14 protein-coding genes are annotated in these 13,069 nt (G+C 68.6%); 5 read left to right on the top strand and 9 right to left on the bottom strand.

Translation table 11 applies throughout. The annotated features are described in order from the left end of the window. The first annotated feature begins 84 nt into the window (after nucleotides 1-84). Nucleotides 85-1,410, top strand: a complete 1,326-nt coding sequence (locus CGU35_RS16305; protein ID WP_100812529.1) for a hypothetical protein — start codon at nucleotides 85-87, stop codon at nucleotides 1,408-1,410. Between the two features lie 111 nt (nucleotides 1,411-1,521). Here CGU35_RS16305 and rplI read toward each other — a convergent pair whose 3' ends face one another. Genes rplI through rpsF form a run of 4 tightly spaced genes read right to left on the bottom strand, consistent with a single transcriptional unit; the run spans nucleotide 1,522 to nucleotide 3,190 of the window. Further along, on the bottom strand, nucleotides 1,522-1,974 hold the full coding sequence (rplI, locus tag CGU35_RS16310) for a 50S ribosomal protein L9 (protein ID WP_100812530.1): 453 nt from the start codon (nucleotides 1,972-1,974) through the stop codon (nucleotides 1,522-1,524). A gap of 8 nt (nucleotides 1,975-1,982) precedes the next feature. After that, nucleotides 1,983-2,237 (bottom strand): 30S ribosomal protein S18, encoded by a 255-nt coding sequence (gene rpsR, locus CGU35_RS16315; protein ID WP_100812531.1) that lies wholly within the window; start codon nucleotides 2,235-2,237, stop codon nucleotides 1,983-1,985. A gap of 54 nt (nucleotides 2,238-2,291) precedes the next feature. Further along, a complete protein-coding gene (locus tag CGU35_RS16320) occupies nucleotides 2,292-2,804 on the bottom strand; it encodes a single-stranded DNA-binding protein (protein WP_100812532.1) in 513 nt (170 codons plus the stop codon). Between the two features lie 5 nt (nucleotides 2,805-2,809). Then, entirely contained in the window at nucleotides 2,810-3,190 is a 381-nt protein-coding gene (gene rpsF / locus CGU35_RS16325) for a 30S ribosomal protein S6 (RefSeq protein ID WP_036294257.1), read from the bottom strand. Nucleotides 3,191-3,491: 301 nt separating this feature from the next. Here rpsF and CGU35_RS16330 point away from each other — a divergent pair, with 301 nt between their 5' ends. Continuing rightward, nucleotides 3,492-4,493 carry a hypothetical protein gene (locus tag CGU35_RS16330; RefSeq protein ID WP_100812533.1) on the top strand — a complete coding sequence of 334 codons (1,002 nt, stop codon included), beginning with the start codon at nucleotides 3,492-3,494 and terminating at the stop codon, nucleotides 4,491-4,493. Next, nucleotides 4,490-5,641, top strand: coding sequence for a phage holin family protein (locus CGU35_RS16335; protein ID WP_100812534.1), 1,152 nt, complete (start codon nucleotides 4,490-4,492; stop codon nucleotides 5,639-5,641). Before CGU35_RS16330 ends, CGU35_RS16335 begins: the two co-directional genes overlap by 4 nt. 107 nt (nucleotides 5,642-5,748) lie before the next feature. Here CGU35_RS16335 and CGU35_RS16340 read toward each other — a convergent pair whose 3' ends face one another. From CGU35_RS16340 to CGU35_RS16350, 3 genes are all read right to left on the bottom strand, one after another. Further along, nucleotides 5,749-6,138, bottom strand: coding sequence for a DUF779 domain-containing protein (locus CGU35_RS16340; RefSeq protein ID WP_100812535.1), 390 nt, complete (start codon nucleotides 6,136-6,138; stop codon nucleotides 5,749-5,751). 125 nt (nucleotides 6,139-6,263) lie between these two features. Beyond that, nucleotides 6,264-7,811 carry an acetaldehyde dehydrogenase ExaC gene (gene exaC, locus CGU35_RS16345; RefSeq protein WP_100812536.1) on the bottom strand — a complete coding sequence of 516 codons (1,548 nt, stop codon included), beginning with the start codon at nucleotides 7,809-7,811 and terminating at the stop codon, nucleotides 6,264-6,266. A 121-nt stretch (nucleotides 7,812-7,932) separates the two neighbouring features. After that, nucleotides 7,933-9,273: a GAF domain-containing protein gene (locus CGU35_RS16350; RefSeq protein ID WP_100812829.1), complete on the bottom strand. Its 1,341-nt coding sequence runs from the start codon at nucleotides 9,271-9,273 to the stop codon at nucleotides 7,933-7,935. Between the two features lie 140 nt (nucleotides 9,274-9,413). On the opposite strand from CGU35_RS16350, the gene CGU35_RS16355 reads away from it, so the two are divergent. Further along, complete coding sequence (locus tag CGU35_RS16355) at nucleotides 9,414-10,448, top strand: NAD(P)-dependent alcohol dehydrogenase (RefSeq protein ID WP_100812537.1); 1,035 nt, start codon at nucleotides 9,414-9,416, stop codon at nucleotides 10,446-10,448. 86 nt (nucleotides 10,449-10,534) lie between these two features. On the opposite strand, the gene CGU35_RS16360 is transcribed toward CGU35_RS16355, so the two are convergent. After that, a complete protein-coding gene (locus tag CGU35_RS16360; RefSeq protein ID WP_100812538.1) occupies nucleotides 10,535-10,882 on the bottom strand; it encodes a winged helix-turn-helix transcriptional regulator in 348 nt (115 codons plus the stop codon). A 77-nt stretch (nucleotides 10,883-10,959) separates the two neighbouring features. Here CGU35_RS16360 and CGU35_RS16365 point away from each other — a divergent pair, with 77 nt between their 5' ends. Beyond that, nucleotides 10,960-11,619: an FMN-dependent NADH-azoreductase gene (locus CGU35_RS16365; protein ID WP_100812539.1), complete on the top strand. Its 660-nt coding sequence runs from the start codon at nucleotides 10,960-10,962 to the stop codon at nucleotides 11,617-11,619. Between the two features lie 21 nt (nucleotides 11,620-11,640). Here the strand turns inward: CGU35_RS16365 and CGU35_RS16370 are convergent, their stop codons facing one another. Further along, entirely contained in the window at nucleotides 11,641-13,068 is a 1,428-nt protein-coding gene (locus CGU35_RS16370; protein ID WP_100812540.1) for a CCA tRNA nucleotidyltransferase, read from the bottom strand. Nucleotide 13,069: the final 1 nt, after the last annotated feature.

Consider the following 13,069-nt stretch of genomic DNA (forward strand, 5'->3'; position numbering starts at 1 on the left):
GGGATCGCGTCGCGCACTCGTGCGCGGCAGACGATCCGGTGCGCCGCTCGGCGCGCTGACACCCATCCAGTCAGGAGATTCATCATGCGTAGGACCATCAAGCGAGCGCTCCTCGGTGCGCTCATCGGAGGCGGACTCGCCTTCGCCGGGGCGACCGTCGCCCAAGCTGCGGAGACATCCGGAGACGACGGCACGGCATCCGGCACCCAGGCACTCGTCAATGTCACGCTGCCCGTCACCCTCGGCGGCAACGGCGTCTCGGTGCTCGGGGATTCATCCAGCACCGGCGCGACAACGCCCGCTCCGGCCCCGGCGCCCGTCGAACCGGCGGTCACCACCGGCGGCACGGACGGCCTCGCGTCGGGGACGCAGGGCGTCGTGAGCGTCGACGTGCCGGTCACCGTGGGCGGCAACGCCATCTCGGTGCTCGGCGACAGCCAGTCGACCGACAGTGCGGGGACGGATGCATCGGCACCCGCTCCCGCTCCGGCAGAACCCGCCCAACCGGCGTCCGCACCCACCACATCCGGTGATGACGCGGTCCTCGGCGGCACCCAGGCGGTCGCGCCCATCCAGGCACCCGTCACTGTCGGCGGCAACGCCATCTCCGTCCTCGGCGACAGTCAGTCGACGGGAGCCAGCACGGCACCCGGCACCGCCGGAACCGGCACGGGAACGGACGCAACCACCAACGGTGACGACGCGGTCCTCGGCGGCACACAGGCGGTCGCGCCCGTCCAGGCGCCCGTCACGGCCGGCGGCAACGCCATCTCCGTCCTCGGCGACAGTCAGTCGACGGGAGCCAGCACGGCACCCGGCACCGCCGGAACCGGCACGGGAACGGACGCGACCACCAACGGTGACGACGGCATCGCCGGGCGCACACAGGTGCAGGCGCCCATCCAGGCGCCCGTCACGGCCGGCGGCAACGCCATCTCCGTCCTCGGCGACAGCCAGTCGACGGGAGCCATGGTTGCGGCACCGACAACGGGCGGCACGGGTGAGCCGGTCACGACGGGTACCGAGGGCGTCCTCGGTGGAACCCAGCTGGTCGCGCCGATCGCCCTGCCGCTGACACTGGGCGGCAATGCCGTCTCGGTTGTCGGCGACAGCACCACGACCGGCCCGACCGGCCCGGTCGTCCCGACGGACCCCACCGACCCGACCGACCCGGGGAACCCGGGCACGGACGGCCCCGGTGACGGCACGCCCGGTACCGGAGGGGTGGCAACCGGTGTCACCGGAGATGTCGGGGCCGGTGTCGGCGTCGCACCCGCCGCCCTCTCTGTGACGGCGCTGGCGCTGACGGGTTCGACGCCCGCCAGCCTGTGGTTCGCCCTGCTCGCGCTCATCGCGGGCATCGCGCTCGTCGGTACGGCGGCACTGCGCCGACGCACCGCGCGGGACTGAGCGTGTGGGCGTTGCGCCGGGGGGTTAGCGCGCCCACACAAAAAGACGGATGCCGCGGGGCCCGACCCGAAAGGGTTGGCTCCGCGGCATCCGTTCCCGCGCGTTGCGGTACTACTTGGCAGCAACCACCTGGAGGGTGATCACGGCGGTGAGGTCATCGCGCAGGCGAACGGTCGCCTCGTGCTCGCCCACCGACTTGATCGCCGAGGTGATCTGGATCTTGCGCTTGTCGAGGTCACCGAGACCGGCGGCCTTGACGGCATCCGCGATGTCACCGGTCTTGACCGAACCGAACAGGCGCCCTTCGACACCCGCCTTGACGGCCAGGCGCACCTTGGCGCCCTCGAGGGCGTCCTTCAGGGCGACGGCGGACTCGTGGTCGTGAATCGCGCGCGATTCGCGGGCGGCGCGAATGGACGCGACCTGCTTTTCGCCACCGCGGCTCCACGCCACGGCGAATCCCTGGGGGATGAGGAAATTGCGGGCGTACCCGGCCTTGACATCGACGATGTCGCCGGCGCTACCGAGCCCGGCGACCTCGTTCGTGAGAATCAGCTTCGACATGGTGCTCCTTAACGACCCGCGCCGGCGTAAGGCAGGAGCGCCATTTCGCGCGCGTTCTTGATCGCCGTGGCGATCAGACGCTGCTCCTGCACCGAGACACCGGTGATACGACGGGCGCGGATCTTCCCACGCTCCGAGATGAACTTGCGAAGCGTGGGGACATCCTTGTAATCGATGATGCCAACGCGAATCGCCTTTGCGGGGGCGGTGACTTTCCCGCCCTTACGCGGCTTGCGGCGGTCGCCGCTCGACTTTCCAGCCATAAGTGGTCTTCCTTGGTTGTGGTGGGATGCCTGGGCCACAGGCATCCGAAATGCTTAGAAGGGGGTGTCGTCGCCGTATGCGCCGGGAGCGCTCCAGGCTTCGCCACCGGCGTTGCCGCCAGCAGACGAGGAGGCGGAGGGCGTAGCCCAGGGCTCCTCGGCGACCTGCTGACGACCCTGACCGCCACCGGCACCGCCGCCGCTTGCGGCACGCGTGACCTGAGCGGTCGCGTAACGCAGCGAGGGGCCGATCTCGTCGACCTCGAGTTCGATCGAGGTGCGCTTCTCGCCCTCGCGCGTCTCGTACGAACGCTGCTTGAGGCGACCGGTCGCGATGACCCGCATGCCCTTGGTCAGCGACCCCGCGACGTGCTCGGCGAACTCGCGCCAGACCGATGCGCGGAGGAACAGCGCTTCGCCGTCCTTCCACTCGTTGGCGGCACGGTCGAAGTTGCGCGGCGTCGACGCGATCGTGAAGTTCGCGACGGGGAGCCCGTTCTGCGTGTACCGCAGTTCGGGATCGGCCGTGAGGTTACCCACGACGGTGATGATCGTCTCGCCGGCCATCGCGGTTACGCGTCCTTCTTGGCCTTGGCGGGCGCGGCAGCCTTGCGGGCGGCCTTCTCTTCGGCGCGCTTCTTCTCGGCCTCGACCTGAGCGAAGCCCTCTTCCGCACGCAGCACCTTGGTGCGCATGACGGCTTCGGACAGCTTCAGCTGACGGTCGAGCTCCTGAGTGGCGGCGCTGGTGGCCGTGAAGTTGACGACGGCGTAGATGCCCTCGTTCTTCTTCTGGATCTCGTACGCGAGACGGCGGCGGCCCCAGATGTCGACGTTGTCGATCGAGCCACCATCGTTCGTGATGACCTTCAGGAACTTGTCGAGGCTCGGGGCGACCGTGCGCTCGTCGATCTCGGGATCGAGGATGACCATGAGTTCGTACTGGTGCGTCACTAACCCACCTCCTTCGGACTAGAACGGCTGCCGAGCATCTCTCGACAGCAGGAGGGTGTGTGCATGTCGTCACGGTTTCGCGGACGGGCCGCGGCCGGACAACCTTCTTAGTCTAGCGGATGTCGCGGATCCACCCAAGCGGGGGTGTGCCCCACGTGCCATCACCAAGAAACCCTGGTCGGCCGCCCGGACAACATTCCGGATCACCGAGCCGAATCTGCGCCGATCCGGCCGCCCCCCAGCCTCACCCCGCAGGTTTCTCCGGAGTGTTGTGCAGGGCGCCGGTGGGTAGCGTGGCCTCATGGACTGGATAGCGGACACATCGCCGGGGGACTGGTTGCGCGAGCGGGTCGATGCGACGTGGACGGATGCGTCGGGCATGCACACCGTCGTGCCCCGCGGCTTCCCCGCCTATGCCCGGATCTTCCATCCCGCGACTCGGTCGCGACCCGTCGGACAGCCCTGGCCGCCCCTTCCCTACGACGACCACGCCCGCGCCTGGGCGGCTTTCGGGCGGTCACAGCCCGAGATCGACACCGAGAACGTCACCTGGGCGCAGACCGCCCTGGCGTTCGGGACCCGGATGCATCCCGAAGCGCAATGGAACCGCGTCGTCGGGGCCCACGATCTCGAACAGGGGTGGCAGCAGGTCCGCGGTCCCGAGGGCTGGCAGTACGACGCCCCGGCGGAGGGTCGGATGGACGTCGCGCAGCTGGCCGCTCTGGCGCGACTGCTGGCCGCCGAGACCACGACCCCGCACCACGGCTATGCGGGAGTGTGGGATGGCTACGGCGGTCTCCTCGGATTCACGGGCGAAGCGCCCTCGCGCGCGGTCCTGACCTTCTCCGCAGATCCGACCGTGGGCGACGACGAGTCCCTGCAGGACCGGCACCGCGCCATGCTCGAGGCCAGCACGCGCGACCCCTTCAACAACGTCTTCCGCAAACCGACCTGGCAGCCGGGCATCCTCTCGGACGAGATCTCGCGCGGTGCACGGCTGGAGTTGCCCCAGCGTTCCTATGTCTTGTTCTCGGCCGGTGCGACGTCGTTCACGGATGCTTCGTGGCCCGACCTCGCGCCCTGGGTCGGCCCCGACGAGGCACACGCCTGGGCCCAATCGCCGAACGTCATGTGGCCCACCGACCGCGCGTGGGTCGTGGTCAGCGAGATCGATTTCGACTCGACGGTCGTCGCAGGTTCGGCTGAACTGATTGCGCAAATCTGTGCCGCGTCCGGGCTCGAGGCCCATCCGTTGCGTGAGGGCGCCGACCTGTCGTGGGACGGCGACGAGGTCAACCGGTGAGCGGCGCCGGACCCACGGCATCCGTTTCCTTCGACGCACGCCCCCTGATCGAGCCCGCCAGGCCCGCCGACATCCGCGCGTTCACCGCCCGGCTGCGCGCGGAAGGGCGGCTGGCGTCGCCGTTCTCGGGCAGCCGCGGCGTGCAGCTCGTGGTGCTGATCGTGGTCGCCGGGATCTTTGCGCTGGTGTTCCTGAGCGTGTTCGGCACGATCCTCACGATGCTCGCCGCGTCGGGGTCATTCGGGTGGCTGACCGTTCTGCCGGTGCTGGCGATGCTCGCCGTCGGCGGCGGCATCGCCTGGATCGGCGTGCGGATCTTCACCGGAAGCCGCGAGCGCTGGTACCGACTGGCGCGCTTCGCCGAGGCGAACGCGATGTCGTACGTGCCGACCCTGGCCGACCCCCGGCTGCCCGGAATGATCTTCAGTCAGGGGCATTCGCGCGCGGCCAACGACCTCGTGCGGGGCGAACACCCCCGCTTCGTCGAGTTCGCAAACTATCGCTACGTGACCGGTTCGGGAAAGAACCAGTCGACCCACAAGTGGGGGTACGTCGCGATCAAGCTGGATGTTCCCCTGCCTCACATCCTGCTCGACGCCGTCGGCAACAACGGCCTGTTCGGATCGAACCTGCCGACATCCTTCGATCGCGATCAGCGCCTCAGCCTCGAGGGCGACTTCGACAAGTACTTCTCGCTGTTCTGCCCGCGCGGATACGAACGCGACGCTCTGTACCTGTTCACGCCCGACATCATGGCCCGGTTCATCGACAATGCCGCCCAGCTCGACGTCGAGATCGTCGACGACTGGCTGTTCCTCTACGCCAAACGCGACCTGTCCACCCTGGACCCCGCGACATGGGCGTGGCTGTTCGCCACGGTCGGTGCGCTGCTCGAAAAGTTCGCGCAGTGGTCGCGGTGGCGAGACGACCGATTGGTATCGGATGCGTCGGCTCGGGCGATGGGCGCCGCCGGTGGGCCTACCGGGACGACGGGTGGAGTGGTCGATCCGTTCGCAGCAGCGCCGGATCTCCGGCCGCCGCCGGGTGTCGCACCCGAGGGGCGACGCTTGAAGAGTCGCGTATCGGTGCTCGGCATCGTCGCGGTCGTGCTCTTCGTCGTGATCTGGGCGGTCTCGATGTTCCTATGACGTGTGGCACGTTCCCACGTCTGCGGCACGTTCCCGCATCCGCCCTGTCCATCGGTGTGGCGGACGCGGGGACGTGCAGCCGACGCGCGGCGGTGCCCTCTCCGCGGTCAGTCGAGGCCGAAGTCGGCGAGCTCGGACTCGGTGAGCATGCGCGACCGGATCAGGAATCGCATGCCCGTGGGTCCTTCGACGCTGAAGCCCGCTCCGCGCCCCGGCACCACATCGATCGTCAGGTGGGTGTACTTCCAGTACTCGAACTGCGACTCCGACATATAGATCTCGACCGGATCATCCAGCCCGACGTCGATCGAGCCGAGCAGCACGTCGGAAGGCCCGGTGATGAACATGCCGACGGGATAGCACATGGGCGCTGACCCGTCGCAGCATCCGCCGGACTGATGGAACATCAGCGGCCCATGCTGCAGGGTCAGCTGCCGCACCATGGTGGCCGCGGCATCCGTCACTGCCACGCGTTCGCTCATGTCGGTTGTGCTCATCCTTTCGCTCCCTTCACCATGCACCGGCACCGCCATGTCCCAACTACTCCGTTTCGTGTCCCACTTTCGCCCGGAATGGAGCTCCCATGGCGGGCGAAAGTGGGACACGGGATGGAGGCGGCGACTCAGAAGAAGCCCATCGGCCCCTCTGCGTACGACACCAGCAGGTTCTTCGTCTGCTGGTAGTGGTCGAGCATCTTCAGGTGGTTCTCGCGCCCGATGCCGGACTGCTTGTACCCGCCGAACGCCGCGTGCGCGGGGTACTGGTGGTACGTGTTCGTCCAGACGCGTCCAGCCTCGATCGCCCGCCCCGCGCGGTACGCGATGTCGCCCGAACGGCTCCACACACCGGCGCCGAGGCCGTAGAGGGTGTCGTTGGCGATGTCGATCGCGCCGTCGAAGTCGTCGAACGACGTGACCGAGACGACCGGCCCGAAGATCTCCTCCTGGAAGATCCGCATGTCGTTCGTGCCCTCGAACACGGTCGGCTGCACGTAGAAGCCGTCCGAGAGATCGCCGCCGAGATCCACGCGCTCGCCCCCGGTGAGCAACTTCGCGCCACCGGCCTTGCCGATGTCGATGTAGCTGAGGATCTTCTCGAGCTGGTCATTGGATGCCTGGGCCCCGAGCATCGTCGCCGGATCCAGGGGGTTGCCCTGCACGATCTTGCCGACCCGCTCGAGTCCGTCGCCGAGGAGCTGGTCATAGATCGATCGCTGGATCAACGCGCGCGAGGGGCAGGTGCACACCTCGCCGCCGTTCAAGGCGAAGAACGTGAACCCCTCGAGCGCCTTGTCGTAGTAGTCGTCGCGTGAACGGGCGACGTCCTCGAAGAAGACGTTCGCGCTCTTGCCGCCGAGCTCGAGCGTGACGGGGATGAGGTTCTGCGAGGCGTACTGCATGATCAGGCGGCCGGTCGTGGTCTCGCCCGTGAAGGCGACCTTGCGAATGCGCTTGTGCTGCGCGAGCGGTGCGCCCGCCTCGATGCCGAACCCGTTCACGATGTTCACGACACCGGCGGGCAGCAGATCGCCGATGATGTCGAACAGGAACATGATCGACGCCGGGGTCTGCTCGGCGGGCTTCAGCACGACGCAGTTGCCGGCCGCGAGCGCGGGGGCGAGCTTCCACGTCGCCATGAGGATCGGAAAGTTCCACGGGATGATCTGCCCGACCACACCGAGCGGCTCGTTGAAGTGGTAGGCGACGGTGTCTTCGTCCAGCTGGCTGAGCGAACCCTCCTGCGCACGCAGCACACCGGCGAAGTACCGGAAGTGGTCGACGACGAGCGGGATGTCGGCCGCGAGGGTCTCGCGGACGGGCTTGCCGTTGTCCCACGTCTCGGCCACGGCGATCATCTCGAGGTTCTGCTCGATGCGATCGGCGATCTTGTTCAGGATGTTGGCGCGCTCGGCCGGTGTCGTCTTCTTCCACGAGGCGAACGCCTTCCACGCGACATCCACGGCCCGGTCGATGTCTTCGGCGGTGCCGCGGCCGACCTCGCAGAAGGGCTTGCCGTTGACCGGCGAGATGTTCTCGAAGTACTGGCCCTTCACCGGATCGACGAACGCGCCGCCGATGTAGTGCCCATATCTGTTGCGGTACTCGGCGAGCGCCCCGCGCTGGCCCGGGGCTGCGTAGACGCTCGAGACGCCCTCTTCGACGATGGTCATGTCTGTCTCCTTCGACGTGTCATGAGTGAGCGGCATGCGCTGCCGCGATCTGCGTCGACGGTAGGCCGCGCAACGTTGCATCGCGTTGCGCGGGCGCGGATGGCTCGACCCCGGGGGCCCGTCAGGCTTCGAGGCGCGCGATGCGCGCGACGAGACCCGCGCGCCGGGGGGAACGAGCCGGCAGCAGACTCAGGCACAGCCGCAGGACTTCGTCGTCTTCGGACGCCTCTTCGGTATCGGCATACGCCAGGAGGACGTCGACGGATGCCTCGGCGATGAGTGCCTCGCGAAGGGACTGGCGAACGCTGTCCCTGACCATCTCGACGCCGGGCGCGACCGAGTCCGGCAGCACCGCGCCCCGATAGGCCGCGAGCGCGACGCGGTGAGCGCCGCGGTCGAGAAGCGACAGCACGTGCTGAGCGTCCGTCTCGAGTTCCGGCCCGAGGCGATACGGGCGCGAGGCGGGAACGAGGTGCGGGGCGGTGCGCTCGAGCGCCTTCCGCAGGCGAACCATCTCGGGCCGGAGGGTCTCTGCCGAGGCACTCTCGCCGTAGACGAGCTCGGCGAGCCCGTCGGCCGACAGGCCCTGACGGTGGGTCGCGAGCATCAGGAGGATCTCGGCATGACGGGCGCTGAGCTCAGTCATCCGGTCCGAACCTTCGCCCGCGATCTCCAGGAGCGCCCGATCCCGTCCGAGCACCCGGAGCGTCGAGCGCACGACCTCGGGCCGCGGGGCACGGCGTCGCGGCCGCCGGGTTTCCGCAGCCGGCGGGGGGCCCGCCGCCCGCGCACGCAGCCGAGCGACGAGCAGCTCACCCTCGACCGCCCGGGCCGTCGCATCCACCAGAAGCTGCGCCTGCGGGGTGACGGCGCTCGACCCGCCCGTGACGTCGATGACGCCCAGGATGCGTCGGGTCTCGGGATCGTGCACGGGCGCAGCCGTGCAACTCCAGGGCTGCACCAGACGGTTGTAGTGCTCGGCGCCACGGATCTGCACCGATCGATCGAGGGCCAGGGCGGTCCCCGGGGCGGCGGTTCCGACCACGGATTCCGACCAGTTCGCGCCCGCGACGAATCCCATCTCGCCCGTCAGCGCGCGCACGTTCCGGTCACCCTCGACCCAGAGCAGGCGCCCGGCAGCATCGCCGACCGCGACCGCGACACCAGATTCGGCCGCGTCACCAGGCAGGAGAAGCGCTCGGATCATCTCGAGCACCTCCGCGAGCGGATGCGTGCGGCGATACTCCTCGAGTTCCGCGGGCGACAGCGCCACGGGCGGGAGCGCCTCGGCGCCGACGAGGCCCGCGAGCGATCGGCGCCAGGATTCACGCACGAGGGGACGCACGTCGAGCAGGCGCTGATCGCCGGAATTGCCGTGCACCAACTCGTCATGCGCGCGCTCGATCAGCAGGCGCGACGTCTCGGGCGAGACCTCGCGCCGCGACGACCACGGCGACGACATGCGGATCCCATCTGCGTTGACGGTCCGCACAGGCTATCGCGCGCATTTGTCACGGGCCAGGGGGCTGACGGGATGCACACCCGGAGGAGCAGACTGAGAAACGCAGAGAACTGAGAACACGCAGAGAATGGGAGTTGACCATGAAGGCAGTCCAGTACCGCGAGATCGGCAAAGGTCCCGAGGTCGTCGAGATCGATACACCGGAGCCCGGGCCCGGGCAGATCCGACTCAAGGTCACGGCAGCAGGGCTCTGCCACTCCGATTGGTTCCTGATGGACCTCCCGGCTGAGCAGTACATCTACGGCCTACCGCTGACTCTCGGACACGAGGGCGCGGGGACGGTCGACAAGCTGGGCGAAGGGGTCGAGGGCATCGAGCTCGGCGGTTCATACGCGATCTACGGTCCGTGGGGGTGCGGACAGTGCCACGCGTGCTCCCAGGGGCGCGAGAACTATTGCCCGAACGCCGCGGCCCAGGGCATTGCCCCTCCCGGCCTGGGCGCCCCCGGTGCGATGGCCGAGTACGTGATCGTCGACGACGCACGCCACCTGGTGCCGCTCGGCGATCTCGATCCGGTCGCGACCGTGTCCCTCACGGACGCCGGCCTGACGCCGTACCACGCGATCCGGTCAGCCGCAGCAAAGCTGTACCCCGGCGCGACCGCCGTCGTCATCGGCGCGGGCGGCCTCGGCCACGTCGCGATCCAGATCCTGCGGGCCGTCTCGTCAGCCACGGTGATCGTGGTGGATCTGAACGAGGACAAGCTCGCGCTCGCGCGCGAAGTGGGTGCCCACCACACCGTGATCTCGGGCCCTGACACGGTCGCCGAGATCAAGCGGCTGACGGGAGAGGCGGGCGCCGAGACCGTCTTCGACTTCGTCGGGGTGCAGCAGACGATCGACACCGCGCGCGCCGTGGTGGCGATGGATGGCTTCGTGCACATCGTCGGGATCGGTGGCGGCACGATGCAGACCGGGTTCTTCGCCACCCCGTTCGGTGCGGCGGTTCGTGCCCCGTACTGGGGATCGCGCAGTGAGCTGATCGAGGTACTCGATCTCGCCCGCGCGGGCGATGTCGAGGTGCACGTCGAGCGGTACGGCATCGACGACGCCGTCGAGGCGTACGCGAAACTGCACGCGGGAACCGTGCGGGGCCGAGCCGTCGTCGTGCCCTGAGCCCCGCCTTCCCCGAGCCGCAGCGCCGCTCCGCCCCCGCAGAAGTGGGGCGCGGAGCGGCGTCGGCATTCAAACGCGGAGGATGCCTAGGCGGTCGGCTGTTCCGTGAGGTTGCCCGATGCCCATCGACCGAGCTCGTCGAGAATCGGCAGCAGACGTTCGCCACTGTCGCTCAGCGCGTACGCAACCGCGGTCGGGGGACCGGGGGTGACGGTGCGCACAACGAGCCCGGCCTCGGCGAGTCCGGCCAGGCGGTCCGACAGCACGGCGTCGCTGATGCCCGGAACCGCACGCCGCAGGCCGCCGAATGTCGAGGCGCCGCTGCCGAGCGCCGAGACGATCATCCCGTTCCAGCGCTTGCCCAACACCGAGAACGCGAGCGTCACGGCCGCGTCGCAGACCTCGCGCTCGTGCTCGTCGTCGGGGGGTGCCATGGAATCATCGTACGGGTGCTACAGTCTCCGGAGTCGCTATATTTTACTTAGTTACTTCGGATTCCAGATAGGACACCATGACCACGCTGTTCCGGCTCGACGCCAGCATCCTTCCCCCCACCTCCTCGAGCCGCGCGCTCGCCGATCTCGTCGAGGCCGAGTGGCTCTCGACGCATCCGACATCCGACGTCGTTCGACGCGACCTGTCCACGGAACCGATTCCGGCGACCGCGTGGGCAGACGCCGTCACCTCCAACTTCACGCCCGCCGCGGATCACACCGACGGCCAGCGTGCAGCCCGTGCACTGGCAGCAGAGCTCGCCGACGAGATGATCGCCGCCGACGCCCTGCTGTTCGCCGTTCCGCTCTACAACTACGGGGTGTCCCAGCACTTCAAGACCTGGTTCGACCTTGCTTACACCGATCCGCGCATCGACCCGCAGGGCACCGCGCTCCGTGGTAAGCCCGCAACCCTCGTCACGGTGCTCGGTGGCAACTACGCCCCCGGAACGCCGAAGGAAGGGTGGGATCACTCGACCGCGTGGCTGCGTCGCGTTCTGGAGGATGTCTGGGGCCTCGACCTGCGGGTCGTGGAGCGTCCCTTCACGCTCGTCGGCGTGAACCCGGCCCTCGACGCGTTCGTCGATGTGGCCGCGGACCTGAAGCAGACGGCCGAGACGCACGCCGTCCGATCCGGTCGCGAGATCGCGGGACTCGCCGCCTCTGCCGCGAGCTGAATTCGGAACGGCAGGAGGTGCTCAGGCGCGCGCGGCCCACCAGGCACGCAGCCGCGCCTCGGCCTCGACCTCGCCGAGAACGCCCTCGTCCAGGCGTAGATCGAGCAGGAAGCGGTACGCCTCGCCCACCTCGCGTCCCGGGGGGATCCCCAGCAGCTCCTGAATGCGGTTGCCGTCGAGCTCGGGTCGAATCGACTGCAACTCTTCCTCGGCCTCGAGGTCGGCGATCCGCCGCTCCAGATCGTCGTAGGCGGTCCGCAGCCGCGTCGCCTTGCGCTTGTTGCGTGTCGTGACATCGGCGCGGGTCAAGATGTGCAGACGTTCGAGCTGCTCACCGGCATCGCGCACATATCGACGCACGGCCGAGTCGGTCCACGTGCCCTCCGAGTAGCCGAAGAAGCGCAGATGCTGATCGACCAGGTGCGTGACGGCGGCGATCGTGTCCGAATCGAACCGCAGGGCCTGCAAGCGCTTGCGTGCCAGCCGAGCCCCGACCGCGTCGTGATGGTGGAATGTCACCCCACCGCCCGACTCGAGCTTGCGCGTCGCGGGCTTGCCGATATCGTGCAGCAGGGCCGCGAGGCGGAGCGGGACATCCGGATCCGCATCCGGGTGTCGCTCACCCTCGAGGTCGATCGCCTGCTTCAGCACGGTCAGCGAGTGCTCGTAGACATCCTTGTGGTGGTGGTGCTCGTCCACCTCGAGGCGGAGAGCCGGCAGCTCGGGAAGGAAAACGCCCGCGAGCCCCGTCTCGACGAGCAGACGGATGCCCCGTACAGGATGGTTCGTCTGAAGCAACCGTACGAGCTCACCCTGGATGCGCTCCGGGCTGACGATCGCCAGGCTGTCGCGCATCGCCGTGATCGCCTCGAGCGCGTCATCGGCGACGATGAACCCGAGCTGGGACGCGAAACGGGCGGCACGAAGCATCCGGAGCGGGTCGTCGCCGAAGCTCACGGCCGGGGCTACGGGAGTGCGCAGGATCTGGCTGAGGAGGTCTTCGACGCCCGAGGTCGGGTCGACCAATTGGGGGCCGGGCACACGCAGCGCCATGGCGTTGACGGTGAAGTCGCGGCGCACGAGGTCGTCCTCGAGCCTGTCGCCGAACTCGACGACCGGCTTGCGGGTCTCGCCGTCGTACGCATCTGCACGATATGTGGTGATCTCGACCTGTTCCCCGCGGATGCGGGCACCGATCGTGCCGAACGCGCGTCCGATGTCCCACTGCGCCGTGCTGATCGGCTTGACGATGCGCAGGATGTCGTCGGGCCGTGCGTTGGTCGTGAAGTCGAGGTCGTGGGTGGGTCGGTCGAGAAGCGCGTCACGAACCGGCCCGCCCACGATCGCGAGCTCGAACCCCGCGCGCTCGAACGCACCGGACAACTCCGCCACGATGGACGACGCGGCCAGACTCGCGAGTCGGCCGAGGCCCTCGGCCATACTCACCATG

The sequence above is a fragment of the Microbacterium sp. BR1 genome (assembly GCF_002812725.1).
GTDB lineage: Bacteria > Actinomycetota > Actinomycetes > Actinomycetales > Microbacteriaceae > Microbacterium.

What these genes read in the sequence shown, in the direction of transcription:
- exaC (WP_100812536.1), bottom strand. Translation starts at nt 7,811, where the DNA reads ATGACCATCGTCGAAGAGGGCGTCTCGAGCGTCTACGCAGCCCCGGGC.
- CGU35_RS16355 (WP_100812537.1), top strand. Translation starts at nt 9,414, where the DNA reads ATGAAGGCAGTCCAGTACCGCGAGATCGGCAAAGGTCCCGAGGTCGTC.
- CGU35_RS16370 (WP_100812540.1), bottom strand. Translation starts at nt 13,068, where the DNA reads ATGGTGAGTATGGCCGAGGGCCTCGGCCGACTCGCGAGTCTGGCCGCG.
- CGU35_RS16305 (WP_100812529.1), top strand. Translation starts at nt 85, where the DNA reads ATGCGTAGGACCATCAAGCGAGCGCTCCTCGGTGCGCTCATCGGAGGC.
- CGU35_RS16365 (WP_100812539.1), top strand. Translation starts at nt 10,960, where the DNA reads ATGACCACGCTGTTCCGGCTCGACGCCAGCATCCTTCCCCCCACCTCC.
- CGU35_RS16350 (WP_100812829.1), bottom strand. Translation starts at nt 9,273, where the DNA reads ATGTCGTCGCCGTGGTCGTCGCGGCGCGAGGTCTCGCCCGAGACGTCG.
- CGU35_RS16330 (WP_100812533.1), top strand. Translation starts at nt 3,492, where the DNA reads ATGGACTGGATAGCGGACACATCGCCGGGGGACTGGTTGCGCGAGCGG.
- CGU35_RS16360 (WP_100812538.1), bottom strand. Translation starts at nt 10,882, where the DNA reads ATGGCACCCCCCGACGACGAGCACGAGCGCGAGGTCTGCGACGCGGCC.
- CGU35_RS16340 (WP_100812535.1), bottom strand. Translation starts at nt 6,138, where the DNA reads ATGAGCACAACCGACATGAGCGAACGCGTGGCAGTGACGGATGCCGCG.
- rplI (WP_100812530.1), bottom strand. Translation starts at nt 1,974, where the DNA reads ATGTCGAAGCTGATTCTCACGAACGAGGTCGCCGGGCTCGGTAGCGCC.
- rpsR (WP_100812531.1), bottom strand. Translation starts at nt 2,237, where the DNA reads ATGGCTGGAAAGTCGAGCGGCGACCGCCGCAAGCCGCGTAAGGGCGGG.
- CGU35_RS16320 (WP_100812532.1), bottom strand. Translation starts at nt 2,804, where the DNA reads ATGGCCGGCGAGACGATCATCACCGTCGTGGGTAACCTCACGGCCGAT.